General features: G+C 67.5%; 24 protein-coding genes and 1 tRNA gene. 14 read left to right on the top strand and 11 right to left on the bottom strand.

The window, feature by feature from the left end:
* The first annotated feature begins 18 nt into the window (after positions 1-18).
* Genes msrB through AC3WVS_RS20720 form a run of 5 tightly spaced genes read left to right on the top strand, consistent with a single transcriptional unit; the run spans position 19 to position 2560 of the window.
* Positions 19-483 carry a peptide-methionine (R)-S-oxide reductase MsrB gene (gene msrB / locus AC3WVS_RS20740; protein ID WP_035820225.1) on the top strand — a complete coding sequence of 155 codons (465 nt, stop codon included), beginning with the start codon at positions 19-21 and terminating at the stop codon, positions 481-483.
* 38 nt (positions 484-521) lie between these two features.
* A complete protein-coding gene (locus AC3WVS_RS20735) occupies positions 522-1061 on the top strand; it encodes a septation protein A (protein WP_035820219.1) in 540 nt (179 codons plus the stop codon).
* Between the two features lie 42 nt (positions 1062-1103).
* A complete protein-coding gene (locus AC3WVS_RS20730; protein WP_010810057.1) occupies positions 1104-1418 on the top strand; it encodes a BolA family protein in 315 nt (104 codons plus the stop codon).
* 4 nt (positions 1419-1422) lie between these two features.
* Positions 1423-2217: a peptidylprolyl isomerase gene (locus tag AC3WVS_RS20725; protein WP_010810058.1), complete on the top strand. Its 795-nt coding sequence runs from the start codon at positions 1423-1425 to the stop codon at positions 2215-2217.
* A 43-nt stretch (positions 2218-2260) separates the two neighbouring features.
* Positions 2261-2560, top strand: a complete 300-nt coding sequence (locus AC3WVS_RS20720) for a hypothetical protein (RefSeq protein ID WP_492320153.1) — start codon at positions 2261-2263, stop codon at positions 2558-2560.
* Between the two features lie 296 nt (positions 2561-2856).
* Here AC3WVS_RS20720 and purL read toward each other — a convergent pair whose 3' ends face one another.
* Positions 2857-6903: a phosphoribosylformylglycinamidine synthase gene (gene purL, locus AC3WVS_RS20715; protein ID WP_492320152.1), complete on the bottom strand. Its 4047-nt coding sequence runs from the start codon at positions 6901-6903 to the stop codon at positions 2857-2859.
* 190 nt (positions 6904-7093) lie between these two features.
* Entirely contained in the window at positions 7094-7699 is a 606-nt protein-coding gene (locus AC3WVS_RS20710) for a winged helix DNA-binding protein (RefSeq protein ID WP_492320151.1), read from the bottom strand.
* A gap of 249 nt (positions 7700-7948) precedes the next feature.
* On the opposite strand from AC3WVS_RS20710, the gene AC3WVS_RS20705 reads away from it, so the two are divergent.
* The 8 genes from AC3WVS_RS20705 (at position 7949) to pgi (ending at position 18048) form a co-directional block, all read left to right on the top strand.
* Entirely contained in the window at positions 7949-9313 is a 1365-nt protein-coding gene (locus tag AC3WVS_RS20705) for an amidase (RefSeq protein WP_492320150.1), read from the top strand.
* 122 nt (positions 9314-9435) lie between these two features.
* Positions 9436-10401, top strand: coding sequence for a TRAP transporter substrate-binding protein (locus AC3WVS_RS20700; RefSeq protein ID WP_492320149.1), 966 nt, complete (start codon positions 9436-9438; stop codon positions 10399-10401).
* A gap of 86 nt (positions 10402-10487) precedes the next feature.
* Positions 10488-11039 (top strand): TRAP transporter small permease subunit, encoded by a 552-nt coding sequence (locus tag AC3WVS_RS20695; protein WP_492320148.1) that lies wholly within the window; start codon positions 10488-10490, stop codon positions 11037-11039.
* Complete coding sequence (locus tag AC3WVS_RS20690) at positions 11039-12349, top strand: TRAP transporter large permease (RefSeq protein WP_010810067.1); 1311 nt, start codon at positions 11039-11041, stop codon at positions 12347-12349. The genes AC3WVS_RS20695 and AC3WVS_RS20690 overlap by 1 nt, the downstream gene beginning before the upstream one ends.
* 61 nt (positions 12350-12410) lie before the next feature.
* The gene (locus tag AC3WVS_RS20685; protein ID WP_492320262.1) at positions 12411-13709 is read left to right on the top strand and encodes a D-amino acid dehydrogenase; all 1299 of its coding nucleotides are present in this window, start codon (positions 12411-12413) and stop codon (positions 13707-13709) included.
* Positions 13710-13715: 6 nt separating this feature from the next.
* Positions 13716-15302, top strand: coding sequence for an NAD(P)H-hydrate dehydratase (locus AC3WVS_RS20680; RefSeq protein WP_492320147.1), 1587 nt, complete (start codon positions 13716-13718; stop codon positions 15300-15302).
* Positions 15299-16261, top strand: coding sequence for a DMT family transporter (locus tag AC3WVS_RS20675; protein WP_492320146.1), 963 nt, complete (start codon positions 15299-15301; stop codon positions 16259-16261). The genes AC3WVS_RS20680 and AC3WVS_RS20675 overlap by 4 nt, the downstream gene beginning before the upstream one ends.
* A gap of 143 nt (positions 16262-16404) precedes the next feature.
* On the top strand, positions 16405-18048 hold the full coding sequence (pgi, locus tag AC3WVS_RS20670; RefSeq protein ID WP_492320145.1) for a glucose-6-phosphate isomerase: 1644 nt from the start codon (positions 16405-16407) through the stop codon (positions 18046-18048).
* Here pgi and AC3WVS_RS20665 read toward each other — a convergent pair.
* A complete protein-coding gene (locus AC3WVS_RS20665) occupies positions 18045-18743 on the bottom strand; it encodes an ABC transporter ATP-binding protein (RefSeq protein ID WP_340526528.1) in 699 nt (232 codons plus the stop codon). The two genes, pgi and AC3WVS_RS20665, sit on opposite strands and share 4 nt — an antisense overlap.
* Between AC3WVS_RS20665 and AC3WVS_RS20660 the strand changes: the two genes are divergently transcribed.
* Positions 18742-19395 carry an arylesterase gene (locus AC3WVS_RS20660; protein WP_492320144.1) on the top strand — a complete coding sequence of 218 codons (654 nt, stop codon included), beginning with the start codon at positions 18742-18744 and terminating at the stop codon, positions 19393-19395. The two genes, AC3WVS_RS20665 and AC3WVS_RS20660, sit on opposite strands and share 2 nt — an antisense overlap.
* Before the next feature lie 64 nt (positions 19396-19459).
* Here the strand turns inward: AC3WVS_RS20660 and AC3WVS_RS20655 are convergent, their stop codons facing one another.
* The 8 genes from AC3WVS_RS20655 to AC3WVS_RS20620 form a co-directional block, all read right to left on the bottom strand.
* Positions 19460-21394 (bottom strand): SurA N-terminal domain-containing protein, encoded by a 1935-nt coding sequence (locus AC3WVS_RS20655; RefSeq protein ID WP_492320143.1) that lies wholly within the window; start codon positions 21392-21394, stop codon positions 19460-19462.
* Positions 21395-21526: 132 nt separating this feature from the next.
* A tRNA-Asp gene (locus AC3WVS_RS20650) sits at positions 21527-21603 on the bottom strand.
* 237 nt (positions 21604-21840) lie between these two features.
* Positions 21841-23424: a FadD3 family acyl-CoA ligase gene (locus tag AC3WVS_RS20645; protein ID WP_492320142.1), complete on the bottom strand. Its 1584-nt coding sequence runs from the start codon at positions 23422-23424 to the stop codon at positions 21841-21843.
* Positions 23421-24533, bottom strand: a complete 1113-nt coding sequence (locus tag AC3WVS_RS20640) for an alkene reductase (protein WP_492320141.1) — start codon at positions 24531-24533, stop codon at positions 23421-23423. Before AC3WVS_RS20640 ends, AC3WVS_RS20645 begins: the two co-directional genes overlap by 4 nt.
* A gap of 33 nt (positions 24534-24566) precedes the next feature.
* The gene (locus tag AC3WVS_RS20635; protein WP_492320140.1) at positions 24567-24749 is read right to left on the bottom strand and encodes a hypothetical protein; all 183 of its coding nucleotides are present in this window, start codon (positions 24747-24749) and stop codon (positions 24567-24569) included.
* 90 nt (positions 24750-24839) lie between these two features.
* Positions 24840-25199, bottom strand: coding sequence for a nuclear transport factor 2 family protein (locus AC3WVS_RS20630; RefSeq protein ID WP_492320139.1), 360 nt, complete (start codon positions 25197-25199; stop codon positions 24840-24842).
* A 32-nt stretch (positions 25200-25231) separates the two neighbouring features.
* Complete coding sequence (locus AC3WVS_RS20625) at positions 25232-26062, bottom strand: SDR family NAD(P)-dependent oxidoreductase (protein WP_492320138.1); 831 nt, start codon at positions 26060-26062, stop codon at positions 25232-25234.
* 71 nt (positions 26063-26133) lie between these two features.
* Positions 26134-26481, bottom strand: coding sequence for an SDR family NAD(P)-dependent oxidoreductase (locus AC3WVS_RS20620; RefSeq protein ID WP_492320137.1), 348 nt, complete (start codon positions 26479-26481; stop codon positions 26134-26136).
* Positions 26482-26559 lie beyond the last annotated feature (78 nt).

The raw sequence follows: 26559 nt of genomic DNA, 5'->3' as shown, positions 1-26559 counted from the left end.
CCCTGCGAGGACAAGACCATGACCACCACCAAGACCGACGCCGAGTGGCGTGAACAACTCTCCGACATCGAATACCGCGTGACCCGCGAGGCCGCCACCGAGCGCCCGTTCACCGGCCGCTACTGGGACCACTGGGACAACGGCATCTACCACTGCGTGGGCTGCGGCACGCCGCTGTTCGAATCCGCCACCAAGTTCGATGCCGGCTGCGGCTGGCCCAGCTATTTCCGCGCCATCAACGGCGAGGTGATTGCCGAGCACGTCGACCACAGCCACGGCATGACGCGGGTGGAGGTTCGCTGCAAGGAATGCGGCAGCCATCTCGGCCATGTCTTCGAGGATGGCCCCGCCCCGACCGGCCTGCGCTATTGCATCAACTCGGCTGCGCTAAAATTCGATGATCGCGACCCGGCACAGCGTGCGGCGGATGAGGCCCACGCTGCCGGCAGCGACGACAAACCCCGGCGCGACCCGCAGCGCTGAATGCTCCGGCAAGCACGCCGGACACAACCTGGTACCGCATGAAATTCCTGTTCGACCTGTTCCCGGTCATCCTGTTTTTTGCCGCCTTCAAGCTGGCCGACATCTACACCGCCACCGCCGTGGCCATTGGCGCCACCGTGCTGCAGATCGGCTGGGTCTGGTTCCGCCACCGCAAGGTCGAGCCGATGCAGTGGGTCAGCCTGCTGATCATCGCGGTGTTCGGCGGTGCCACGCTGGTGCTGCACAACGAGACCTTCATCAAGTGGAAGCCGACCGTGCTCTACTGGATGTTCGCGGTGGCGCTGCTGGGCTCGGTGATCGGCTGGCGCAAGAACCTGATCCGCGCCATGATGGAGAAACAGGTGACCCTGCCCGACCCGGTGTGGGCGCGCCTGAACGCCGCCTGGGCCGGCTTCTTTGCCGCCATGGGCGTGCTGAACCTGTACGTGGCCTACCAGTTCTCGACCGAGGCCTGGGTCAACTTCAAGCTGTTCGGCAGCATGGGGCTGATGCTGGTGTTCATCGTCGCCCAGAGCGTCTGGTTGTCGCGCCACATGCCCGAGAACAGCCAGGACTGACGCCCCCCGCCCCCGCACCCCACGAACTGAAGGAAACCATTGATGGCAGCCGATCCCGCCACTATCGAGGCGATGCTGCGCGAAGCGCTCGCCCCCAGCCACCTGGCCGTGCGCGACGACAGCGCGCTGCACGCCGGACATGCCGGCGCCGCATCGGGCGGCGGACATTACGACGTGACAATCGTCAGCGAGCGCTTTACGGGTCACAGCCGGGTTGCGCGACACCGCATGGTGTATGATGCGCTGCGCGGTCTGTTCCCCGCGCAGATCCACGCACTTGCCGTGACTGCGTTCACCGACCAAGAGTACCAATCCCGCGCATCATCACGCGATTCTTCCAGCAACTCTCAGACCTGATTCCATGAAGACCACCGTCCTCTCGTTCAGCCTGGCGGCTGTGCTTGCTGCCGGCAGCCTGCCGGCCATCGCCCAGAATGCCGCCGTCGTGAATGGCAAGGCCATTTCGTCGGCAAAGCTGGACAAGTTGATCGCCGGCACCGGCCAGCCCGACAACCCGGAGCTGCGCTCGCGCGCGCGCAACATGCTGATCGACCGCGAACTGCTCGTGCAGGAAGCCAACAAGCGCGGCCTGACCCAGCGCGACGACGTGCAGGAACAACTGGAACAGGCCCGCCTGAACGTGCTGGCCGGCGCCGTGTTCGAAGACTACGTGAAGACCCACGGCGCCAGCGACGCCGAGTTGCGCAAGCAGTACGACAAGATCAAGTCGCAGTTCGGCAACGGCAAGGAATACCACGCCCGCCACATCCTGGTGGAAAAGGAAGCCGACGCCAAGGCGATCATCGCCAAGATCAAGGGCGGCGCCAAGTTCGAGGACATGGCCAAGGCCTCGTCCAAGGACCCGGGCTCGGCAGCCAACGGCGGCGACCTGGACTGGGCCAACAGCAGCAGCTACGTGCCTGAGTTCTCGGCTGCCATGACCGGCCTGAAAAAGGGCCAGCTGACCGATACCCCGGTCAAGACCCAGTTCGGCTGGCATATCATCGAACTGGTCGACGTGCGCGACGCCAAGATCCCGTCGTTCGAAGAGGTCAAGCCGCAGCTCACGCAGATGCTGATGGGGGACCAGAACTGGCAGCGCGAGCAGTTCCAGGCCATGATGAAGTCACTCAAGGACAAGGCCAAGATCCAGTAAGGCACGGTCCGGTCGCCCCCCGCCGGTCCTGCAAGATTCAAGGATGCAGCGCGTGGAGTCGACTGGCCGCTACTGGCAACTCTGGCATCTCTCATCCCGGGGCATGTGCTATTGCGCACTGGCCTGGGCGACCCTGGATGGCGCCGCCCCCGGCTGGCGCCAGCTCCACCCCTATCTCCCGTTGCGTGACCGTTACGCGCCCGAGAAGATCCTGCACGCCGTGGTGGCGTACAAGGAGGCTCGCGGCGAGATCAGGCCGCCCCCTGGTTTTGAAGCCGGGCGGATGCTGACTTATGCGTATGCGTCGTGGAGTTCACGCCTGCTCCCTCCGCTTGCCGGCTGAACCAGCCTTCACTGGCGCAGGTCGTAGCGCCACCCGGTTTCGTCGAGCTGCCTGATACTGTCACCAGTCCGACCAGCGCGTCCAGCATCTTGCTGCCCGTTTCCGCGCTGGCCCAGGTCGGGTATGGCCGTCGCCATTTGGGCTTTGGCCGCTTGCATCGCCGAAAAACTAAAAAGCCACCGGCGCTGCCGGTGGCTCTGGGTGCGTTCCTGACAAAGGATGACCAACTGGGTACTCCCTCTCCCGCACGCGGGAGAGGGAGAAAACAGCGGGCGACGCAAACCTGCAGCTGATGCTTACCCCACCCACTTCCGCGCATTCCGGAACATCCGCATCCACGGGCTGCCACCATCGGCAACCTGTTTCCACGCGTCCGGCGCCCAGCTCATCGTCGCGGCGCGGAATACACGCTCCGGGTGCGGCATCAGCACGGTGAAACGGCCATCGACGGTGGTCACCGAGGTGATGCCATCGGGCGAGCCATTCGGGTTGAGCGGATAGGCCTGCGTGACCGCGCCGTAGTTGTCGACAAAGCGCAGCGCCACGTGGGCCTGGTCGATATTGCCCTGCTGCGAGAAGTCGGCAAACCCTTCGCCGTGGGCGACAACGATCGGGATGCGGCTGCCTTCCATGCCGGCGAAGAAGATCGACGGCGAGGACTGCACTTCCACGGTCACGTAGCGCGCTTCATACTGCTCCGACTGGTTGCGCGTGAACTGGGGCCATGCACCTGCGCCCGGGATGATCGGGGCCAGGTTGCTCATCATCTGGCAGCCATTGCACACGCCCAGCGCGAAAGTGTCCTGGCGGTTGAAGAAGGCCGCGAACTGCTCGGCCATCTGCCCGTTGAACAGGATGGTCTTGGCCCAGCCCTCGCCCGCGCCCAGCACGTCGCCGTAGCTGAAGCCGCCGCATGCGACAAAGCCGGAGAAGTCGGCCAGATTGGCGCGGCCGGCGATCAGGTCGCTCATGTGCACGTCGTGCGCATCGAAGCCGGCGCGGTCCATGCTGTACGCCATTTCGATCTGCGAATTGACGCCCTGCTCGCGCAGGATCGCCACGCGCGGACGCGCGCCAGTGGCGACAAACGGCGCGGCGATGTCCTCCGCCGGATCGAACGTCAGCACCGGGCTGATGCCAGGGTCGGCAGCATCCAGCAGGCGATCGTACTCGCTGTCCGCGCAGGCCGGGTTGTCGCGCAGTCGCGCGATGCGCCAGCTGACTTCGCTCCAGTTGCGCTGCAGGTCCGTACGCGAGGCGCCGAACACTTTCTTGGCATCCCGGTAGATCTCGACCTGGTCGGTGGTGTTGGGCTTGCCGACCACGTGGCTGCACGCCGACAGGCCCGCCTCGCGCAGCACCGCGAACACCGCGTCGCGGTCCTGCATGCGCACTTGCACCACGGCACCCAGCTCTTCCGAGAACAGCGCGCGCAGGGTCTGGTCGTTGCGGCGCTCGGCGATCTGCTGGGCCCAGTTCTTGGCGTCGCCGTAGTCCTGTTCCTGCTGCGGATCCAGCGCCAGCATGTCGACGTTGAGCGAAACACCGCAATGGCCGGCAAAGGCCATTTCGGCCAGCGTGGCCATAAAGCCGCCGTCGGAACGATCGTGGTAGGCCAGCAGCTTGCCTTCGCGGTTCAGGCGCTGGATCACGTTGAAGAAGTTCTTCAGGTCCTCGGCATTGTCCACGTCCGGGGCACTGTCACCGACCTGCTGCATGACCTGCGCCAGGATGCTGCCGGCCATGCGATTCTTGCCGCGGCTCAGGTCGACGGCGATCAGCACGGTGTCGCCGGCGTCGGTGCGCAGTTGCGGCGTCAGCGTGCGGTTGACGTCGTCCACCGCGGCGAAGGCCGAGATGATCAGGGACACGGGCGCCACCACTTCCTTGTTGACGCCTTCATCCTGCCACTTGGTGCGCATCGACAGCGAATCCTTGCCGACGGGGATGCTGATGCCCAGTGCCGGGCACAGTTCCATGCCGACCGCATGCACGGTGTCATAGAGCTTTGCGTCCTCGCCTTCCACGCCGCAGGCCGCCATCCAGTTGGCCGACAGCTTGACCTTGCCCAGGTCCTTGACCGGCGCGGCGGCCAGGTTGGTCAGCGCCTCGCCGATCGCCATGCGGCCCGAAGCCGGCGCGTCGATCACGGCCAGCGGGGTGCGCTCGCCCATGGTCATCGCTTCACCGGCATTGCCCTTGTAGTCGAGCGTGGTCACGGCCACGTCGGCCACCGGCACCTGCCACGGCCCGACCATCTGGTCGCGCGCGTTCATGCCGCCCACGGTACGGTCGCCGATGCTGATCAGGAACGACTTGTTGGCCACGGTCGGATGGCGCAGCACGTCGCGCACGGCCTGCTCCAGGCTGATGCCGGTCACGTCGACGGCCGGCAGCGCCTGCTCGACGCGCTTGACGTCGCGGTGCATGCGCGGCGGCTTGCCAAGCAGCACGTCCATCGGCATATTGACCGCGAAGTGTTCCTTGAGCGCGGCGTCGACTTCGGCGTCGACCAACTGCAGTTGTTTTTCTTCCGTGGCGATGCCGACCACGGCGAACGGCGAACGCTCGCGCTCGCACATGGCCTGGAACTGCGGGAAGCTGTCCGGCGCGATCGCCAGCACATAGCGCTCCTGCGACTCGTTGCACCAGATTTCCGCCGGCGACAGGCCGGACTCTTCCAGGTGCACCTGGCGCAGGTCGAAGCGCGCGCCGCGGTCGGCGCCGTCCACCAGCTCAGGGAAGGCGTTGGAGATGCCGCCCGCGCCGACGTCGTGGATCGACAGGATCGGGTTGGCATCGCCGAGCTGCCAGCAGGCGTTGATCACTTCCTGCGCGCGGCGCTCCATTTCGGGGTTGCCGCGCTGGACCGAATCGAAGTCCAGGTCGGCGGTATTGGTGCCGGTCGCCATCGAGCTGGCGGCGCCGCCACCCATGCCGATGCGCATGCCCGGGCCGCCCAGCTGGATCAGCAGCGTGCCGGCCGGCAGCGGGTTCTTGTGCGTGTGCGAGGCGTCGATATTGCCGATGCCGCCCGCGATCATGATCGGCTTGTGGTAGCCGCGCACGGTGCCGCCCACGTTCTGCTCGTAGACGCGGAAGTAGCCGCCCAGGTTGGCGCGGCCGAATTCGTTGTTGAACGCGGCGCCACCCAGCGGGCCGTCGATCATGATCTGCAGCGGCGAGGCGATGCGGTCGGGCTTGCCGGTCACGCCGGGCTTGTCGTCGGGGTTGCGGTGCGCCACCGGCTGGGCGGCGTCGCGGTCGTTTTCCCACGATTCGACGGCGTCGGGCAGCATCAGGTTGGACACCGTGAAGCCGGTCAGGCCGGCCTTGGGCTTGGCGCCGCGCCCGGTCGCGCCTTCGTCGCGGATTTCACCGCCGGCGCCGGTGGAAGCGCCCGGGAACGGCGAGATCGCGGTCGGGTGGTTGTGCGTCTCCACCTTCATCAGCGTGTGCGTCAGCGCCTCGTGGCGGTCGTACTTGTGGTCGTTGCCGCGCGGGAACCAGCGCTCGGCCACATCGCCTTCCATCACCGCCGAGTTGTCCGAGTAGGCCACGATCGAGCCTTGCGGATTGAGCTGGTGCGTATTGCGGATCATCGCGAACAGCGACTTGTCCTGCTGCACGCCGTCGATGGTCCAGGTGGCGTTGAAGATCTTGTGGCGGCAGTGCTCGCTATTGGCCTGCGCGAACATCATCAGCTCGACGTCGGTCGGGTTGCGCCCCAGCTTGCCGTAGGCATCGACCAGGTAGTCGATCTCGTCCTCGGACAGCGCCAGGCCCATCTCGACGTTGGCCGCGGCCAGCGCGCTGCGGCCGGCGGCGATGTCGATAAAGCGCAGCGGCTTGGCCGGCAGTTCCTGGAACAGGCCGGCCGCCTCGTCACGCGTGGCGACCACGGTCTCGGTCATGCGGTCGAACAGGTGCGCGGCCACGGCGGCGCGGGTGTCCGCGTCCAGCGACTTGCGCCCGCGCAGCAGGCCCTTCTTGCAGATCACGGTGATCTCGATGCCACGCTCGATGCGGTGGATATGCGTGAGGCCGCAGTTATGGGCGATGTCGGTGGCCTTGCTGGCCCACGGCGAGATCGTGCCGAAGCGCGGGATCACCACGAAGCGGTCGCCGTCGGGCTGATCGGCGAACGGTGCGCCGTAGGTCAGCAGCGCCGCCACGCGGGACTGCTCTTCGGCCGACAGCGGCGTCTGTGCGTCGACAAAGTGCAGGAACTGGCCATGCACCGATTCAATATCGGCGTCGATCTGCCGCAGGGCGGTGAGCAGGCGTTGCTGACGGAAGGCGGAAAGCGCCAAAGCGCCGGGGAAGCACGAGAAATGCGCCATGATCGTAGCGGTCGGGAGGCGGTGAGGTAGGGGCTGCTGCTTAGCCGGCACCGCTGCATGGGGTGCCGACTGGCGGGAAACCGCTATTGTACCTTGCCGGCACCCGGATTTTGCACTGCGACATCACGACGGCGCCGTGTTACTCCCCATCATGATAATGCTTATGCGTCACTTTTACCGAATGGACGGCTCAGAGTGACGTCGCCGAGCGCGCGGCCTGCTCGTACAGGCCGGTCAGCACCCGCATCAGCCGGGCGAGCTCCCCGATCTCGGCATTCTCTTCGCTGCCTTCGGTGAAGTTGCTGGTCAGGCATTGTTCGCGGATCTCGCGATAGCGTGCGCAGGCCTCGGCACCGGCCGGGGTGGTCGAATAAGTGGCCTCCTTGCCGACCCGCTCCCCGCTCACCAGCCCCAGCCCCTGCAGCTTCTTCAATGCGTAGGTCACCAGGTGGGTGTCTTCCACGTTCAGCACGAAGCAGATATCGGCCAGCCGCTTGGGCCGGCCGCGATGGTTCACGTGATGCAGCACCAGCACGTCCAGGAAGGTCAGGTCGCGCACCCCCGCCGCCCCCATGCAGCGCACCACCCAGCGGCTGTAGGCGTTGTAAGCGGTATTCAGCCCGAACTCGAACTCGGACAACTCGGGGCTGCGCACCGACACCAGGTGCGAGGACGACACGATATTGGCCCCGGCCGCGCGCGACAGCGCGGTGGCCGGCCTTGCCTTATCGGCAACGGCAGGGGCATCGGCCACGGCGGCGGCGGTATGCCCGCTCTCGGCTGGCTTGCGTGGCATGCGGGAGACTCCTTTCGATGGGACGGCGCTGGCGTGCTAGGTATAAGCCCGGAGCGCGCCCCGGCAATTTTAGCTTGACAGTTTATTGGCGAATTATGAGCATGAACACCTAATAAATACAGGTAAAGCATGAGGGAGGACGCCGGCCACGACTGGCCCTGCGCATGTGCACCGCGCCCTTCCCCGTGCCGGCAGGCGGCCGCCACCATGGCGGTGCCCGCCCCGCCCTCGCACCCCGTTTGCAGACCCATGCCATCCATGCTTCCCGACCTCGACACCCTGAACACCCGCCTGCGCGACGGCGCCACCAGCCGTGCGCAGATCATCGAGCAGGCGGCCGCGCTTGCGGCCGCGCCGGCTGCCGAGGCCGTGTTCCTGCACCGCACCTTCGAGGCCGCGGCCCAGGTCGCGCGCGCAGCCGATGCCGCCGGCCGCGCCGGCAAGGCGCTGCATCCGCTGGCGGGGCTGCCGGTTTCGGTCAAGGACCTTTACGACGTGGCCGGCGAAGTCACCAGCGCAGCCTCGCTGGTGCGCAAGGATGCCGCGCCGGCCACGGCGGACGCCACCGTGGTCGCCCGCCTGCGCGCTGCAGGCGCAGCCCTGGTCGGGCGCACCAACATGACGGAGTTCGCGTTCTCGGGCGTGGGCATCAATCCCCACTACGGCACGCCGGCCAACCCGGCCGGCACCGATGGCGTGGCGCGCATCCCGGGCGGCTCGTCGTCGGGTGCGGCCGTTTCGGTGGCGCTGGGGCTGGCGGTCGCGGCGCTTGGCAGCGACACCGGCGGCTCCATCCGCATCCCCGCCGCGCTGTGCGGCATCACCGGCTTCAAGCCCACCGCGCGGCGCGTGCCGCTGACGGGGGCCTTTCCGCTGTCCTACACGCTCGACACCGCCTGCGCGATGGCGCGCACGGTCAGCGACTGCATTGCCGTGGACAGCGTGATCGCGGACAGCGCAGTGATCCCGCGCGTCACCAACCCCGCCGCGACGCGGCTGGCGATCCCGCGCCAGGTCCTGCTGGACGACCTCGACCCGGTGGTGGCGCGCGCCTTTGACCGCGCGCTGGGCCGGCTGTCGGCCGCCGGCGTGCAGCTGGAGCATGTCGACCTGCCCGAGCTCGGCGAACTGGCGGGCCTGAACGCCCAGGGCGGCTTCAGCTCGGCTGAAGCCTTTGCCATCCACCGCCACCTGCTGGCCGCCCGGCGCGACCTGTACGACCCACGCGTGGCCTCGCGCATCGACCGCGGCGCCAATGTCAGCGCCGCCGACTATATCGACCTGGGCCGCGCCCGGCTGGACTGGATCACCCGCATGGAAGCGCGCCTGGCCCGCTTCGACGCCGTGGTCTGCCCGACCGTGCCGATGGTCGCGCCCGAGATTGCGCCGCTGCGCACCGATGATGCGCAGTTCTTCCGCGTCAATGCCCTGCTGCTGCGCAATACCTCGGCCTTCAATTTCCTTGACGGCTGCTCGATCTCGATGCCCTGCCACGCGCCGGACGAGCTGCCCGTGGGCCTGATGCTGTCGCACGGCCCGATGCGCGATGCCGACCTGCTGGGCACGGCCCTTGCGTTGGAACGCATCGTGCAACCTTCACAGCGCGACGACTGAGCCCTGCCGCCGCGCCGTTGATCTTGCGCCGGCGTGCCCGCCAATGCGGGCGCGACCGGCACCAGGTAGTACGCAACCAGCAGTACCACCGCGCCCCCGCGCGCACACCAGGAGAGATCGAGATGCGAGTCAAGGCAATCGTTGCGGCCGGCCTGATGCTGGCCGCCGTGGCGGCACAGGCGGATACCAAGTGGGACCTGCCGACCGGCTATCCGGCCAGCAACCTGCACACCGAGAACCTGCAGCAGATGGCCAACGACGTGGACAAGGCCACCGGCGGCAAGCTCAAGATCGTGCTGCACCCCAATGGCTCGCTGCTCAAGGCCAACGAGATCAAGCGCGGCGTGCAGACCGGCCAGGTGCAGATGGGCGAGATCCTGATGTCCTTGCTGGCCAACGAGAATCCGGTGTTCGGCGTCGATGCGGTGCCGTTCCTGGCCACCAGCTATGCCGATGCCTACAAGCTGTGGCAGGCCTCGCGCCCGGTCACCGAGAAGGTGCTCGACAAGCAGGGCATGAAGCTGCTGTACGCGGTGGCCTGGCCGCCGCAGGGCATCTATGCCAACAAGCCAATCAATTCGGCCGCGGACATGAAAGGCCTGAAATGGCGCGCGTACAACCCGGCCACCTCGCGCATCGCCGAGCTGGTCAGCGCCCAGCCGGTGACCATCCAGGCTGCCGACCTGGCGCAGGCGCTGGCCACTGGCACGGTCAACTCCTTCATGTCGTCGGGCGCCACCGGCGTCGACACCAAGGTGTGGGAGAGCGTGAAGTACTTCTACACCGTGGACGCCTGGCTGCCCAAGAACATGCTGGTAGTCAGCAAGAAGGCGTTCGCGGCGCTGGACAAGCCGACCCAGGAGGCGCTGCTCAAGGCCGTCGCCGACGCCGAGAAGCGCGGCTGGCAGGTGTCGGAGCAAAAGACCAAGGAGTACCTGGCGACCCTGTCGCGCAACGGCATGACGGTGCAGCCGCCGTCGCCGCAGCTCAAGGCCGACATGCAGAAGGTGGGCCAGACCATGGTGGATGACTGGGCCAAGGGCGCGGGCGAGGACGGCAAGGCCATCCTGGACGCCTACCGCAAGTAGGCGGCCTGCCCGCCTCCATGAACTCCCCGCCCTTGCCGCGCAGGCTGGCATGGCGGGGAGCCCCTCCCTCCCTGACGCCGTCCATCATGCCAACTGCCCCCTCCTCCAAGCGCTGGCTCGACCGCCTGCTTGACCTCGTTGCCGTGCTCGGCGCGCTGTGCATCCTCGCCGTCTGCGTGATCATGATCCTGATGTCGCTGTCGCGGGAGACCTCGGTGATCTTCAAGGGTGGCGATGACATCGTCGCCTGGCTGTGCGCGGCGTCCGCCTTCCTGATCCTTGGCCAGACCTTCCAGCATGGCGGCATCGTGCGCGTCGAGATGCTGCTGGGGGCCGTGGGCCCGCGCCGGCGCCGGGTGCTGGAGCTGGTCTCGCTGACCATCTGCCTGGCGTTTGCCGCCTACGCGGCCTGGGCACTGGGCACCTTTGCGTGGCAGAGCTGGGAAATCGGCGATGTCTCGCAGGGCCAGATCGTGATCCCGCTGTGGATTCCGCAGAGCTTCGCGGTGCTTGGCTGCGTCGGCTTCCTGCTGGCGGTCGCCGATGAATGGCTGCGCGTGGTGCGCGGGCACAAGCCGCGCTACCAGGTGGCCCATGAAGAAAAGCTCGCCGCCGGCGATTTCGGGGAGACGGTCTGATGAGCACAGTCGTGGTTGCACTGATCCTGCTGCTGGTGATGATCGTCTTCCTGGCGATCGGCGCGTGGATCCCCGTGGCCATCGCGGTCACCTCATGGGTCGGGCTGGTGGTGTTCTCGGACCGCGAGGCGCTGGTCAGCCTGGCCAACGCATGGTGGTCGTCGAGCGCCTCTTACACGCTGGCGTCGCTGCCCCTCTTTGTCTGGATGGGCGAGATCCTGTTCCGCACCAAGCTGTCCGAGCAGATGTTCAGCGGGCTGTCGCCGTGGCTGAGCTGGCTGCCCGGGCGGCTGATGCACGTCAATATCCTGGGCTGCGGCATCTTCGGCTCGGTGTCGGGGTCGTCAGCGGCCACCTGCGCCACCATCGCCAAGTCGGCGCTGCCGGAACTCACGCGGCGCGGCTACGACGAGCGCACCACGCTCGGCTCACTGTCCTGCGCCGGCACGCTCGGCATCCTGATCCCGCCGTCGATCACGATGGTGGTGTACGCGGTGTCGGCGGACGTGTCGATCATCCGCGTGTTCCTGGCGGGCTTCATACCCGGCCTGCTGCTGATGCTGCTGTTCTCCGGCTACATCGTGGTCTGGGCGCTGGCCAACCCGGACAAGACCCCGCCGTCGGAGCACTTCAACTGGCGTGCGCGGCTGGCATCGATCCGCCAGCTGCTGCCGTGCATCGTGCTGATCGCCTTTATCACCGTGATCATGGTGACCGGCTACTCCACCGCGACCGAGGCCGCAGCCTATGGCGTGGTGGCTTCGCTGGCGCTGGCGTGGGCGGGCGGCTCGCTCACGCGCGCGGCGTTCTGGGACAGCCTGATGTCGGCCACGCGGCTGACCGCGATGATCATGTTTGTGCTGGGCGCGACCTCGTTCCTGTCGGTGACCATGAGCTTTACCGGCATCCCGCGCGCGCTGGCGGAATGGGTGGCGGCGATGCACCTGTCGCCGTGGGCGCTGATTGCCGTGCTGACAGTGATCTACATCGTGCTGGGCACGGCGCTGGACGGCATCTCGATGATCGCGCTGACCACCGCGACGGTGCTGCCGATGGTGCAGGCGGCCGGCTTCGACCTGGTCTGGTTCGGCATCTTCATCGTGCTGCTGGTGGAGATCGCCGAGGTGACGCCACCCGTGGGCTTCAACCTGTTCGTGCTGCAGAGCATGACAGGCAAGGACAGCAACTACATCGCACGGGTCTCGCTGCCCTTTTTCATGATGATGGTGGTGGCGATCGCCATCGTCACGATCTGGCCGGGCGTGGTCACCTGGCTGCCGGACATTGTCATGCAGCAGGAAGTCAAATAGCATTGGCCGGCCCAGCCCGGCCATTTGCTGCCGGCGCGGCAATATGGAGGGTCCCAGTCCGATGCATGTGATCGTCATCGGCGCCGGCGCGATCGGCGTCAGTTCCGCCTGGTACCTGCGGCAGGCCGGTTTCGACGTGACCGTGCTCGAACGCCGCGCCGCGCCGGCGCAGGAAGCCAGCTTCGGCAATGCCGGCGTGATCGCGCCCGGCTACGTCACGCCATGGGCGGCGCCGGGCATGCCCGGCAAGATCCTGCGCACGCTCTTTGCGCGCGAGGCGCCGGTCCTGTTCCGCCCTTCCGCCGACCCGGCCATGTGGCGCTGGATCGCGCGCTGGCTGCGCGAATGCCGGCTGGAGCGCTACCGCGCCAACAAGCTGCGCATGCAGCGGCTGGCGTTCTACAGCCGCGGGTGCCTGCACCGGCTGCGCAGCGAGCTGGAGATCGACTACGAGCAGTCGCAAGGCTACCTGCAGCTGTTCCGCGCCGCGCGCGACCTCGACCTGGCCGCGCCCGCCGTGGCCCTGCTGCGCGAGAACAACGTGTCGCACCGGCTGGTCAGCGCGCAGGAATGCCGCCGCATCGAACCGGGCCTGGCTGCCGACACGCCGCTGGCCGGCGGGCTGCACCTGCCTGAAGACGAATCCGGCAACTGCCCGATGTTCGTGCGCGCGCTGCACCGGCATGCCGAGGCCGCGGGCGTGTCGTTTCGCTTCGACACCCAGGTGGCGCGCGTCAGGCCCGACAACGCGGGCAAGCTGCAGGTCGAGCTGCAGCACTCCGACAAGAAGCGCCTTGGCCAGGTGCTGAGCGCCGACCGCGTGCTGGTCGCGGCCGGCGCCGACAGCACCGCGCTGCTGCGCCCGCTGGGCCTGCGCGTGCCGCTGTATCCGGTCAAGGGCTACTCGGTGACGGTGATGGTCCGCGACGAACTGCAGGCGCCGCTGGGCGCGCTGATGGATGAGTCCTACAAGGTCGCGATCACGCGCATGGGCAACCGCCTGCGCGTGGCCGGCACGGCCGAGCTGGGCTCACGCGCGCTTGATCTGCGGCCGGCCGCCCTGAACACCCTGGTCAAGGTCGCGCGCGACTGGTTCCCGGTGGCCGGCAACTACCAGGAAGCCACGCAATGGGCGGGCGCGCGGCCGATGCTGCCGGACGGGCCGCCGCTGATCGGCCCAACAGCCGTGCCCGGCCTGTTCCTCAACCTCGGCCATGGCTCGACGGGCTGGGCGATGAGCTGCGGATCGGGCAAGATTGCGGCTGACCAGATCGCCGCCAGCGCCGGCACCCATGGTGGCCCGGACATCGACATGGAGGGCCTGCTGCCCGACCGCTACGGCCTGGGGCCGGCAAGATAACCAGACATGACACCCTCTGCCTCTACCGCCACCTCGCCCGCAAGCGGCGACGGCTGGTTTGCACTCGATGCCGCCGCCTCCGCACCGGTTCCGCTGTACGACGTCGCCGCCATCCGCCGCATCGAGAACGCCGCCTTCACGCAACTTCCCGCCTTTACGCTGATGTCGCGCGCCGGCGCCGCGGCCGCGCGCTGGCTGGCCTGCCATGCACCCGCCGGCCCGCTGCTGTTCCTGGCGGGCCCCGGCAATAACGGCGGCGATGCGCTGGTGGCCGCCACGCAATTGCACGGCGCCGGCCGTGCAGTGCAGGTATGGCTGACGGCGGACCCGCAGCACCTGCCCGCCGACGCCGCGACGGCATGGCAGCAAGCGCACGCAGCCGGCGTCCCGGTCAGCGTGGTCGCAGGCATGGCTGCCTCGCATGACGCGGACTGGCCCGCGGGCACCGCTGCGCTCGTCGACGGCCTGCTCGGCATCGGCCTGAACCGCCCCGCCGACGGCACCATGGCGTGGTGGATCGGACAAATCAACCGCAGCGCGCTGCCGGTGTTTGCGCTGGACATCCCCAGCGGCCTGTTCGCCGACACCGGCGCGGGCGCGCCGGCAGTGCGCGCGCAGCGCACGCTGACCTTTATCGCCGCCAAGCCCGGGCTGCTGACGCTGGACGGGCGCGACTGCGCCGGCGAGGTCGATATCGCGCCGATCGGCCTTGACTATCCGCCGGACGAAGCGCCCCATTGCCTGGTAAACGGCCCCGCGCTGTTCAGCACGGCGCTGCCGCGCCGCCACCATGCCAGCAACAAGGGCACGCATGGCTCGCTGGCGGTCATCGGCGGCAACCTGGGCATGACCGGCGCGCCGCTGCTGGGCGCCAGGGCCGCGCAGTTCCTCGGCGCGGGCAAGGTGCATATCGGCTTCCTGGCGCAGCCCGCACCGCTGTTCGATCCGCTGCATCCGGAGCTGATGCTGCATGCCGTGGACGCACTGGCCCTCGCTGCGATGTCGGCGCTGGTGATCGGTCCTGGCATGGGCACGGACGCCAACGCACACAAGCATTTTGCGCGGCTGCTGCAAGCCGCGCCGTTGCCGCGTGTGCTGGATGCCGATGCCCTGAACCTGCTGGCCGCCGATCCGGCGCTGGCCGGGGCCCTGGCCGCCAGCGGCGCGGCTTGCGTGATGACACCGCACCCGCTCGAAGCCGCCCGGCTGATGGGCGTTCCCGTCGCCGAGGTGCAGCGCGACCGGCCCGCTGCTGCCGCGGCACTGGCTGCGCAATGGCAGGCCGTGGTCGTGCTGAAGGGATCGGGCACCGTGATCGCGGCGCCTGACGGCAGTCCATGCACGCTCAACCCGACCGGCAATGCCGCACTTGCCAGCGCCGGCACCGGTGACGTGCTGGCCGGCATGCTGGGGGCGCTGCTGGCGCAAGGCATGGCGCCGCTGGCCGCGGCCCAGGCGGCGGTGTGGATCCACGGGCGTGCCGCCGATGCCCTTGTCGCCCAGGGCACCGGGCCGGCCGGCGTCACCGCAAGCGAACTGTACGCGCCCGCGCGCACCCTCTTCAACCAGTTGCTGGCCGGGACCCGCGCATGATGCGCGGCGCGCTGCTGCGCGATCCCGCCGACCGTCGCCACCTGCTCACCGGCATCGCCCTGCTGGTCATCGGGCAATGGATCCTCAGCCTGCTCGATGCCACCAGCAAGACCCTGACGCAGCAAGGACTGCCGCTGGTGGCCGTGGCATGGGTGCGTTATGTCGGGCATGTGGTCGCGATCTTCCTGCTGCTCGGCCCCGCCGGCTGGCGGCGCCAGTGGCGGCCGGCGAAGCCTGGGCTGCAGTGGCTGCGGGGCGCGCTGATGCTGGTCTCGACGCTGGTGTTCTTCAGCGTGCTGATGCTGATGCCGCTGGCGCAGGCCACGGCACTGAATTTCTGCGCGCCGCTGTTCGTGGTGGCATTGTCGCCGTGGTTGCTGGGCGAGCGCCCCGGGCGCCATGCCCGCTGGATGCGCTGGACCGGTGTGGTGGTCGGCTTTGCCGGCATGCTGGTGGTGGTGCGCCCGGGCGGCCAGCTCAGTCCGCTCGGTGTCGGCCTGGGCCTGGTGTCGGCGCTGGTGTTCGCGCTGATGCAGATGCTGACACGCCGCATTGCCGCGCACGACACACCGATGACCACGCTGATCCAGAGCGGCGTAACCGGCGCCTGCCTGACCACGCTGATCGTGCCCTTCTTCTGGTTCAGCGCCTGGCCTACGCCGATGCAATGTGCACTGCTGTTGTCCGCGGGGATCACCGGATCACTTGGCCATTATTTCGTCATCTGGGCCTTCCAGTACGCGGATGCGTCTTTCCTGAGCCCCTTCCTCTACCTGCAGATCCTGTCCGCGACGGTGATCGGCTACCTGGCCTTCGGCCAGTTGCCCGACTGGACCACCGCAATCGGCATCGGCATCATCTGCCTGGGAGGCTTGTGCGTGGCTGGGGGAGAACCCGTGCTACGCGCCATCGCGGCCCGGCTCGGCGGCGCGCGCCGTCAGACAATGTCCGATACTTAGCCTGCGCCCAGGCTGGTATGTTGCAAGTGGTAACGATATGACGCCGCCGCCAGGCCGGATCCCGGCAGCGCTGACGATATACTTGCAACTCTGCCTTGTGAGCCGGCAACGCCACGCGGCTCGCGCAACATCGATTGTCCTGCATGCCCACTGACCTTCACGCCTGGAACGCCCTGCTGCGGCACCACGACACCCTTCGCGACGCCCAGATGCGCGACGGGTTCGATCGCGAAGGCGCGCAGCGCGTCGCGCAATTCTCGCTGGAAGCCGCCGGGCTCTATCTCGACTACTCGAAGAACCGGATCACGCCCGAAACCATGCGCCTGCTGGTGCAGCTGGCAGCCGAGGCCGGCGTGACCAGACGCCGCGACGCGATGTTCGCGGGCGAGCATATCAACACCACTGAAGACCGCGCGGCCCTGCACGTAGCGCTGCGCGCGACCGCCGGCGCCGGCTACAAGGTCGACGGCGAGCAGGTCATGCCGGCAATCCAGAAGGTGCTGGTACGCATGCGCGATTTTTCGGAACGCGTGCGCAGCGGCGCCTGGAAGGGTGCCACCGGCGAGCGCATCACCGATGTCATCAATATCGGCATCGGCGGCTCCGACCTGGGGCCGCGCATGGTGTGCCGCGCGCTGTCGCACCTGGCCGATGCCGATGGCAATGCCGCGCCGCGCATGCACTTTGTTTCCAACGTCGACGGCACCGACCTGGCCGAGACGCTGGTGCGGCTAGACCCGCAACGGACACTGGTGATCGTCTGCTCCAAGACCTTCACCACGCTGGAAACCATGGCCAACGCGCGCAGCGCGCGCGCCTGGTTTGTCGCCAACGGCGTGGCCGAGCATGACCTTGCCAAGCATTTCGTCGCAGTCTCGACCAATACCGAAGCGGTGCGCGAGTTCGGCATCGACCCGGCCAATATGTTCGAGTTCTGGGACTGGATCGGCGGACGCTTCTCGCTGTGGTCGTCGGTCGGCCTGTCGATCACGCTGGCAGTAGGCTTCAATGCCTTCGCCGACCTGCTGGCCGGCGCGCGCGCCATGGACGAGCACTTCCGCACCGCGCCGCTGGAGCGCAACATGCCGGTGATCCTGGGCATGCTGGGCATCTGGTACCGCAATTTCTGGCATTTGCCGACCAGCTGCATGGCGCCCTACTCCACCTCGCTGGAGCTGTTTCCCGCCTTCCTGCAGCAGCTGGAGATGGAGAGCAACGGCAAGTCAGTGCAGCTTGACGGGCAGCCCGTGCGCACGCATACCTCGCCGGTGGTGTGGGGCACGGCCGGCACCAACGGGCAGCATGCCTACTTCCAGCAGATCCACCAGGGCTCGCAGGTGGTGCCGGTGGATTTTGTCGCGCCGCTGGTGCCGCCGCGCCGGCTGGCAGGCCATCACGCCAAGCTGCTGGCCAACTGCTTTGCGCAGGCCGAGGCGCTGATGCGCGGGCGCAGCGCCGATGAGCTGCGTGCCGCCGGCCTGAAGGACGAAGTCCGCATCGCCCATATGGTGTTCGAGGGCAATCGCCCCAGCAACACCTTGCTGATGGAAAACCTGACGCCGCATGTGCTGGGTGCGCTGATTGCGCTGTATGAGCACCGCACCTTCGTGCAGGGCGTGGTCTGGAAGATCAATTCCTTCGACCAGTGGGGCGTCGAGCTGGGCAAGATCCTGGCCCGACCGATCGAGGCCGAGCTGACCGGGAATGCCGTCGGCCAGCACGATGCCTCCACCACGTCGCTGATCGAGCGCGCCCGCGCGGTGCTGAAGGCGGGCGCCGCCAGCTAGACCTCCGCGCCCATCCATTCATCGCTGGCCACGCGGCCGGCGTCGATGGTCAGGATGCGGCCACAGCGCGCCGCCACCGAGCGGTCATGCGTGACCAGCACCAGCGTTGAGCCGGCATCGCGGTTAAGCTCGAACATCAGCGCGATCACGGCTTCGCCAGTGGCGGTATCGAGGCTGCCGGTGGGCTCGTCGGCAAACAGGATGTCCGGGCGCGCCACGAACGCGCGCGCCAGCGCCACGCGCTGCTGCTCGCCGCCCGACAGCGTGCGCGGATAGTGCCCCAGCCGCGCGCCCAGGCCCACGCGCTGCAGCATGTCCAGGGCGCGCTCGCGCACCTGCGACGTTTCGCCGCGCAGCTCCAGCGGCAGCATCACGTTTTCCAGCGCGGTCAGGTGGCCGACCAGCTGGAACGACTGGAACACAAAGCCGACATGGCGGCCCCGCACGGCGGCGCGCTGGTCCTCGTCCAGCGCGAACAGGTCCTGGCCCTGCAGCCGTACCGTGCCCGTGCTGGGCAGGTCCAGCCCCGCCAGCAGCCCGAGCAGCGTCGACTTGCCCGATCCGGACGCCCCCACGATGGCGAGCGTTTCGCCCGGCGTGACGGAAAAGGTCACGTCGTGCAAAATCGTCAGCGAACCGGTCGTGTCGGCAACGGTCTTTCCGAGGGACTCGACAGCGAGAATGGAAGAAGACATGGATATTGGGATCCGAGGCAAATGGCGCCGGCTGCTGCTGGCAACCGGCATGGCACTGACGATATCGGCCGGGGCCTCAGCCCAGGCTGCGGCCCCGGCACTGCTGGTGCTTGGCGACAGCCTCTCCGCCGAGTACGGCATCGCGCGCGGCGCGGGCTGGGTTACGCTGCTGCAGGACCGCCTGCGGCAGGAGCGCTTCGATTATAGCGTTGTCAATGCCAGCATCAGCGGCGAGACCACCATCGGCGGCAAGACGCGGCTGCCGGAGCTGCTGTCGCGGCACCGCCCGGCCATCGTGGTGGTGGAGCTTGGCGCCAACGACGCGCTGCGCGGATTGCCGCTGCAGACCACCGAGGCCAACCTGCGCAACATCGTCAGCACGGCACAGAAGGCCGGCGCGGGCGTGCTGCTGATCGGCATGCGCATCCCACCCAACTACGGGCAGGACTACACCGAGAAGTTCGTCTCGCTGTATCCGAAGCTGGCCGGCGAGTACAAGGTGCGGCTGGTGCCGTTCTTCCTCGACAAGGTCATCGCGCGGCAGGACTGGTTCCAGCCCGACCGCATCCACCCGACCGCCGCGGCACAGCCGGCGCTGCTCGATACGGTGTGGCCGCAGCTCAAGCCGATGCTCAAGCGTGGCACGAAGTAAGCATAAATAAAAAACCCCTGCCGTCTGGCAGGGGTTCTTGCTTGCAGCGGCGCTGATCTGGCGCTTACTCGGCGCCTTGCGCCTGCGTGGCGCCCACCGGCGTCAGCATCTTGACCTTGGAGCGGGCCTTCAGGCTTTCATAGAAGGCCTGCAGGTCGGTCTGGCCGGCCAGTTGCGAGAGCTGCTGCGCTTCGGCCTGGCGTTGCGCCGGGTTGGCCTGCATCGGCTGGCTGACCTTGGTGATACGGTAGACCGCGTAGCCTTCGGCCCCCAGGTCGACACCCACCACCGCAGGCAGCTTGTTCGCGTCGGCGCGCAGCACCGCTTCGACCGCCTTCGGCGCCATGCCCTCGGCCTTGGCGCGCGACACGGTCTGCACCGCGCCAAAGCCGTCGGCGCTGTCTGCCTTCTTCAGCGCGGCAAGCCGGGCCTCGCCGTCCTTGCGCGCCAGTTCGGCCGCCTGCTGGGCGATATAGCCCTCGCGCACCTTGGCTTCGACTTCCTCGAACTTGCGCACGGCCGCCGGGCGGTACTCGACGATGCGCGCGGCCACCAGCGTGTTCGGGGCCACCTGGACGGCCTCGGTGTTGCGCTTGTTCTTGATCGCGTCGTCGCTGAACAGCGCCTTGAGCAGCTTGTCGTTGTTGAGCGGGCTCTGCGCGCCCAGCGCCGGGTTCGGCTGGCGCGTGACGTTGTCGGCGGTCTGGATGGTCAGCTTGAACTTGTCGGCTGCGGGCTTGAGGCTGTCAGCCTGCTCATAGACGGTGTTGCCGAAGGCATCGGCCTGCTCGGCAAACTTCTTGTCGGCGAACTGTTTGCGCAGCTCAGCTTCGAGTTCCGTGCGCACGGCTTCCAGCGGCTTGGTCTCGGCGGGCTTGACGCCAGTCAGCTTGATGATGTGGTAGCCGTAGTCGGTTTCCACCACGTCGCTGACCTGGCCATCCTTGAGCGCATACATGGCGTCCTCGAACGGCTTGACCAGCGCGCCGCGGCCCATGAAGCCCAGGTCGCCGCCCTTCTCGGCCGAGCCCGGGTCCTGCGAGTTCTTGCGCGCCACGTCGGCGAAGGTGTCAGGGTGCTTGCGCAGGTCCTCCAGCAGCTTGGTGGCCTTGTCCTTCGCGGCCTGGCGCTGGGCGGCCGGCGCATCCTTCGGCGCGCTGATCAGGATATGGCTGGCGCGGCGCTGCTCGTCGATACGGAAGCGCGCGATATTGCTGTCATAGTAGGACTTCAGCTCTTCGGGCGTGACCGCCTGCGTCGCGGCCAGGGCCTCGCCCGACAGCAGCAGGTACTCGACCTTGGCTTGTTCCGGCACCGAGAAGGCCTGCTGGTGGCTGTCGTAGTAGGCCTTCAGCGCGGCTGCATCGGGCTGCACCTTGGCGGTGTAGCCGGCCGGCTTGAACAGCAGCGCCTGCACATCGCGCTGCTGGTCACGCACGGCGATCAGGCGATCGAGCAGCGACTTGGGCACGAAGGCCGTCGCGGCGACCGATGCGCCCAGCTGCTGCGTGGCCAGCTCGAAGCGCATGCGGGCATCGAACTGCTCGGGCGTCATGCCCTGCGACTGCAGCAGCTGCAGGTAGGCCTTGTCGTCGACCTTGCCGTCCTTGGTGCGCGGCAACTGCGCGATCGCCGGCAGGTTGCTGATTTCCTCGAGCAGCTTGGCGTCGGACACGGTCAGGTGCTCACGCGCCACGGCACTGGCCATCACGCGTTGCAGGATCAGCTGGTCCAGCACGGCCTTGCGGGCGTCCGGGCCTTCGAACTGGCGCGGGTCATAGCTGGCGCCCAGGACCTGGCGCGCGCGTTCGCTCTGGTCGCGCACGACGTTGTCGATCTCCTGCACGCTGATGGCGCGGCCGTCGACCTTGGCGGCATCGTGCGAGCTGTCCATGAAGCGCGAATAGCTTTCCACGCCGAAGAACACGAACGACGGGAAAACAAGCACCAGCAGCAGCAAGAGCATCAGGCGCCGGTTGTTGCGTACGAAATCAAGCATGCGGATTCGGGTAGTGGATTGGCACGAAAGACAAACTCCACGATTCTATCAGGAGCCGCTGGGCGCGCACCCTTTGTGCAGGGTGGGAAACATGAATGAAAACGCCCGCTGATGCGGGCGTTTCCTTAAAACTGGCGGAGTGGACGGGACTCGAACCCGCGACCCCCGGCGTGACAGGCCGGTATTCTAACCGACTGAACTACCACTCCTGTGTCGGTGCTTGCTGCCGGCAATGCACATGTCCTTGCGATGGAGAGTTGTGGGTGCTGAGGATGCCTTGCAAGGGAACAAATTTCCTTACAAATCATAAGCCTACAACGCCTACCAACCTTCGCTTGCCGACCGTGCCCTGCTGCAAGAGGCCGAACTATAGCTTGTGTTCATCATCTGCGCAATACCCGGATGACTCAATCTTGTACCCTCGGCTGCCAAGTCCGCCTGCACGCTCAGGCGCACATGCGCGCCTGGAGCGCCGTCAGCTCGTGCTTGACGACCTTGCCCGCGGCATTGATCGGCAGGGCCGCCATGAAGGCCACGGAACGCGGCACCTTATAGTTTGCCAGGCGGGCTCTGCACCATTCCAGCAATGCCTCCCCACTCATGCTCTCGCCTTCGCGCAACACCACGAAGGCGCGGCCAACCTCGCCCAGGCGCGCATCGGGTACGCCGACCACCGCGACCTGGGCCACCGCCGGATGCGTGCCAATCAGGTGCTCGATCTCCGCGGGATAGCAGTTGAAGCCGCCCACGATGAACATGTCCTTGAGCCGGCCGGTGATACACAGGTTTCCGTCGGCGTCGACGCTGCCGATGTCGCCTGTATGCAGCCACCCCGCGTCGTCGATGGCCTCGCGTGTGGCGGCCTCGTCGTCGAAGTACCCACGCATGACGTTGTAGCCGCGGATCCACACTTCGCCCGGTTCACCGGCGGCGACGTCGTTTCCTTCAGCGTCTACGCAGCGAATCTCCACACCGGCGAGCGCACGCCCGCTCGTGTTGGCGATAGTCTGCAGCGCGTCGCCGAGCCGGCAGACCGTCGCCAGGCCGCAGCACTCGGTCTGTCCGTAAGCAGTGAGCACCACGTCAAAACCAAGCACCTTGCGCATGCGCCGGATCAGCTCTGGCGCGATCGATGCCGCCCCCGTGACCGCCACGCGCAGCGATGACAAGTCGTATGCATCCAGCCGCGGATGGGCAAGCAAGCTCAGGTAGAGCGTGGGCGAGCCGGGCAGGAAGCTGACGCGGTACCGCTCGATGCGAGCGAGCACGGTTTCGGCGTCGAACTGCGCCAGCGGCAGGATGGTGGCGCCGCGAAGCAGGGCCGCGAGCCAGCCGGCCTTGTAGCCGAAGGCATGGAAGAAGGGATTGATGATCAGGTAACGGTCGCCGGGGCGCAGGCCGACGATGCCCGACCAGTCGGAGAAGGCGCGCAGATTCTGCCCGTGTGTGGTGATCACGCCCTTGGGCCGCCCCGTGGTGCCGGATGTGTAAAGCAGGTCGGACGGACTGTCCGGTGTCAGCGCGGCGATGCGCGCGTCAAGCATGACCTCGGGTGTGTCTTCGGCACGGGCGAGGAAAGCCTCCCAAGACAAAGCGCCTTCGCGTTCGCCGCGCAGAATGACGCGGTGGCGCAAGGCCGGCAGCGCATGCCCACACAGCATCTCGGGATAATCGACGCCAAGCAATTCGCCGATGCAGATCAGCGCCCGCGTACCGCTACGCCCGAGAATATCGGCGGCCTCCCCGCCCTTGAGCCGGGTGTTAAGCGGTACCAGCACGCCGCCGGCCATCTGGATACCGAGCGCTGCGACCATCCACTCGTGCAGGTTAGGCGCCCAGATGGCAACGCGCTCGCCGGGCGCTACGCCCAGCGCCATCAGCGCACGCCCTGCGACTCGCGCCGTCTCATGCAGCGCGCCATAGCGCAAGGACAGGCCGTCTTCCTCGATGGCTACCGCATCCGCGCGCAGCCGCGCCGTGTGTGCCACGGCATTGGGTATGGTTGAAATCGGTGCGAGGCAGTCGCTCACGGTTGCAAGCCTCCCTGGGGAAGGATCTGGCCACTCGCGGCAAGCTCCGCGGCGGCCGGGTAGTCGGTGTAGCCATGCGCTCCCGGCGTATACAGCAGCGTGCGGTCGAACGCGGCCAGCGGCGCACCGTGCCGCAGGCGCGCAGGCAGGTCGGGATTGGCGATGAAATGGCGGGCGAACGAAACCGCCTCGCCGACGCCGCCGGCCACTGCACGCGCGGCGCTCGCGCCGTCGAAACCGACATTGACGATGACCGCACCGCCAAAACGCCAGCGGGCCAGCGCAAATGCATCGAGCGCAGGATCCGGCGAGCGGCTCACGTGCAGGTAGGCCAGCCCGATCGGCGCCACGGCATCGAGCAGCGCGCTGTACGTGGCGGTGGGATCGTCATCGTGCATGTCGTTATACGGGTTGCCGGGACAGATACGCAGACCCACGCGCCCCGCCCCGATCGCCCCGGCGATGGCCTCGAGCGTCTCCACGACGAAGCGCAGCCGCGCCATCAGCGAACCGCCGTAGCCGTCCGCGCGCTGATTGGTGCAAGAAAGCAGGAATTGCATCGGCAGGTAGCCGCTACTGCAATGCAGCTCGACGCCGTCAAACCCGGCGGCCAGCGCATTGACGGCGGCCTGGCGGTACTCGTCGATCACGGCCGTGACTTCATGTGCCGCCAGCGCGCGGGGCACCTCCATCTCGACCAGCCCGTGGCCGTCGGCATAGATGGTGCCGCGCGCGCGGATCGCCGACGGCGCCACCGTCTGTGCGTCTGGCGCCTTGTTATGGCGCGTCGCCACGCGCCCGACGTGCATCAGCTGCAGCACCATCGCCGCGCCCTGGCTGCGCACGGAGCCTGACACGTCGCGCCAGGCGTCGATCTGCGCGGTGGTCTCGATGCCCGGCGTGCGGCAGTACCCTTTGCCATGCCGGCTAGGGTAAGTGCCCTCCGCAATAATCAGCCCGGCGCCCGCGCGCTGCGTGTAGTACGCCTGGTGCAGGCCGGTGGGCAGGTCGCCCGCGCCGGCGCGGCTGCGCGTCATCGGCGCCATCACGATGCGATTGGCGAGTGCAATGTCGCCGAGCTGCAGTGGCTCGAACAGGCTGGCGCTCATCTTGATGATCCCTTGATCGGTTTCGGCATTGCGTCAGCGCGTGCGGACCTTGGGAAGTGCCGAACCGCGACGCATCGACTCGAGAAAGCGATCCAGCGGCACCGGCTCGGCGACGCCGGGCAGCGCTTCATTCGGCTTGGCGTTCCAGAACGCTTTCCACGAGGGCCACAGTGCATGCCAGGAACCCTCATAGGGCTCACGGCCCGGCCAGCGCATCTTCTTGTCGCCGATGGGCGGCTTGTTGAGGTCGCTCGCGTAGAGATAGCATGGCAGCCGTCGCCGGAAATACCAGCAGCCGCCAATGCGCTAGTAGTCGTCCCAGTAGAGCATTTGCATGATGACCCATTCCGGGCCGGTCTCATGCTCGTTCTTCGAATACACCACGCCGCTCGCATGGTCCGCATCCTGGAACTCGATGATGTGTCCGCCGATATGATGCGAGGTCACCGTGAACTGGTTGCGCAGGGTCTCGTCTATCCAGCGCCGCAGGTGCTCGCGGCCCACCTGGTCCTTGCCCACCGCCACGTCCTCGGGAAACAGGCTGGTCCAGGCATCGAGGTCGCGCATATCGAGCGCCAGCGCATACTTGGCCGGCAGCATGCGGATTTCGTTGACCGACTCGAGTCGATCGAGTCGGGCCTGCATCGATTCCATGTCTGATGCCACTTGCCTCTCCTTGCTCATTCAGTGGGGTGCGCTCAGCTTGCCTGCGGCGCGGCGCGCCGCTCGGCTGACGGCTCCGACACGTAGTCGGTTGCGCCCACGTCGAGCCGGCAGGTCTTGCCGCCATCGACTACCAGGCTCTGCCCGGTGATATACGAAGCCTCGTCCGACGCCAGGAACAGGATGGCGCCAGCCACCTCGTGCGGTTCGCCCACGCGCCCCAGCGGCACCGCGCGTGCGGTATCTCGGGCGACCTCCTCGCTGGCAAGCGCTTCGCGCGTGCCCTCGCTCCAGACCACACCGGGAATCACCACGTTGACGCGCACGTTGTGGGCTGCGCCCTCGAGCGCCACGGCGCGGCTGAAGTTGAGCACGCCCGCCTTGGCCGCGCCATAGGCCGACAATCCCGGACTGCCAAGCAGGCCCGCCACCGAACCCAGGTTGACGATGGCGCCGCCGCCGGCCGCCTTCATCACGCGCAGCGCCGCGCGCGTGCCGAAGAAGGCGACGTCCAGGCTACCGGTCAGGCATTGCCGCCAGGCTTGCGCGCTGACCTCGTCGAGCACGCCCCAGGTATAGTTGACCGCGTTATTGACCATGACATGCAGGCCGCCGAACTGCGCGACGGTATGCGCCACCGCCCGCTCCACGTCCGCCTCGTTGGTGACATCGGCCTGAATCCACGCAGCCTCGCCGCCGCGCGACCGGATCTCCTCGGCCACGGCGCGCAGCGGCGCCTCGCGCCGCCCGCACAGCATCACCCTCGCCCCTTCGGCCGCGAAGCGCGCAGCCGTGGCAGCGCCGATCCCCGTGCCAGCGCCACTGATCAGCGCCACCTTGTCCTGCAAACGTCCCGTTACTCGCATGCTGCTCTCCCTTTTATCCTTCCATCGAGGCAGGACAACGACCCGAACGCGTCGCCGTCGCGCCTGCGCCGTTAAATCATTGCCATGCCGCCGCTGACGGACAGCGTCTGGCCCGTCATCAGCATGCCGTCTCCGCTAACCAGGAACAGTGCCGCCGCCGCGATCTCTTCCGGCTCGGCCATGCGCCCCAGCGGGATCGCGCGCTCCAGGCTGCGCGCCCATTCCTCGCTGATGGACTGCATCATCGGCGTGCGCGTGGGCCCCGGGCAGATCGCGTTGACGCGGATGCCACGCGGGCCCAGGTCGCGCGCCAGGCAGCGGGTGAGGCCGAGCACGGCCGCCTTTGACGCGCAATAGCTGAGAGGCCCCTCGCCGCTCAGCGCCGAGACGCTGGCGATATTGACAATGGCGCCGCCCACCTGAACTGACCCCGTAAAGTTGGACGGGTAAGTTAGGCCGCCAAGGGCTGAGTCCTGTATTGCACGGGGCTCAGCCCT

The sequence above is a fragment of the Cupriavidus sp. CPT47-8839-RL05A genome (assembly GCF_058792255.1).
The sequence above is the reverse complement of the archived record's forward strand: the minus strand, read 5'-3'. Positions and strand labels throughout refer to the sequence as shown.

Excerpts from the sequence above, each read along its gene's own strand:
- AC3WVS_RS20655 (WP_492320143.1), bottom strand. The coding sequence starts at position 21,394 with ATGCTTGATTTCGTACGCAACAACCGGCGCCTGATGCTCTTGCTGCTG.
- AC3WVS_RS20660 (WP_492320144.1), top strand. The coding sequence starts at position 18,742 with ATGGATATTGGGATCCGAGGCAAATGGCGCCGGCTGCTGCTGGCAACC.
- AC3WVS_RS20635 (WP_492320140.1), bottom strand. The coding sequence starts at position 24,749 with ATGCGCTGGCCGGGCCGTGAGCCCTATGAGGGTTCCTGGCATGCACTG.
- AC3WVS_RS20680 (WP_492320147.1), top strand. The coding sequence starts at position 13,716 with ATGACACCCTCTGCCTCTACCGCCACCTCGCCCGCAAGCGGCGACGGC.
- AC3WVS_RS20720 (WP_492320153.1), top strand. The coding sequence starts at position 2,261 with ATGCAGCGCGTGGAGTCGACTGGCCGCTACTGGCAACTCTGGCATCTC.
- AC3WVS_RS20625 (WP_492320138.1), bottom strand. The coding sequence starts at position 26,062 with ATGCGAGTAACGGGACGTTTGCAGGACAAGGTGGCGCTGATCAGTGGC.
- AC3WVS_RS20665 (WP_340526528.1), bottom strand. The coding sequence starts at position 18,743 with ATGTCTTCTTCCATTCTCGCTGTCGAGTCCCTCGGAAAGACCGTTGCC.
- AC3WVS_RS20695 (WP_492320148.1), top strand. The coding sequence starts at position 10,488 with ATGCCAACTGCCCCCTCCTCCAAGCGCTGGCTCGACCGCCTGCTTGAC.
- pgi (WP_492320145.1), top strand. The coding sequence starts at position 16,405 with ATGCCCACTGACCTTCACGCCTGGAACGCCCTGCTGCGGCACCACGAC.
- AC3WVS_RS20685 (WP_492320262.1), top strand. The coding sequence starts at position 12,411 with ATGCATGTGATCGTCATCGGCGCCGGCGCGATCGGCGTCAGTTCCGCC.
- AC3WVS_RS20730 (WP_010810057.1), top strand. The coding sequence starts at position 1,104 with ATGGCAGCCGATCCCGCCACTATCGAGGCGATGCTGCGCGAAGCGCTC.
- AC3WVS_RS20690 (WP_010810067.1), top strand. The coding sequence starts at position 11,039 with ATGAGCACAGTCGTGGTTGCACTGATCCTGCTGCTGGTGATGATCGTC.
- purL (WP_492320152.1), bottom strand. The coding sequence starts at position 6,903 with ATGGCGCATTTCTCGTGCTTCCCCGGCGCTTTGGCGCTTTCCGCCTTC.
- AC3WVS_RS20640 (WP_492320141.1), bottom strand. The coding sequence starts at position 24,533 with ATGAGCGCCAGCCTGTTCGAGCCACTGCAGCTCGGCGACATTGCACTC.
- AC3WVS_RS20705 (WP_492320150.1), top strand. The coding sequence starts at position 7,949 with ATGCCATCCATGCTTCCCGACCTCGACACCCTGAACACCCGCCTGCGC.
- msrB (WP_035820225.1), top strand. The coding sequence starts at position 19 with ATGACCACCACCAAGACCGACGCCGAGTGGCGTGAACAACTCTCCGAC.
- AC3WVS_RS20675 (WP_492320146.1), top strand. The coding sequence starts at position 15,299 with ATGATGCGCGGCGCGCTGCTGCGCGATCCCGCCGACCGTCGCCACCTG.
- AC3WVS_RS20710 (WP_492320151.1), bottom strand. The coding sequence starts at position 7,699 with ATGCCACGCAAGCCAGCCGAGAGCGGGCATACCGCCGCCGCCGTGGCC.
- AC3WVS_RS20725 (WP_010810058.1), top strand. The coding sequence starts at position 1,423 with ATGAAGACCACCGTCCTCTCGTTCAGCCTGGCGGCTGTGCTTGCTGCC.
- AC3WVS_RS20735 (WP_035820219.1), top strand. The coding sequence starts at position 522 with ATGAAATTCCTGTTCGACCTGTTCCCGGTCATCCTGTTTTTTGCCGCC.
- AC3WVS_RS20700 (WP_492320149.1), top strand. The coding sequence starts at position 9,436 with ATGCGAGTCAAGGCAATCGTTGCGGCCGGCCTGATGCTGGCCGCCGTG.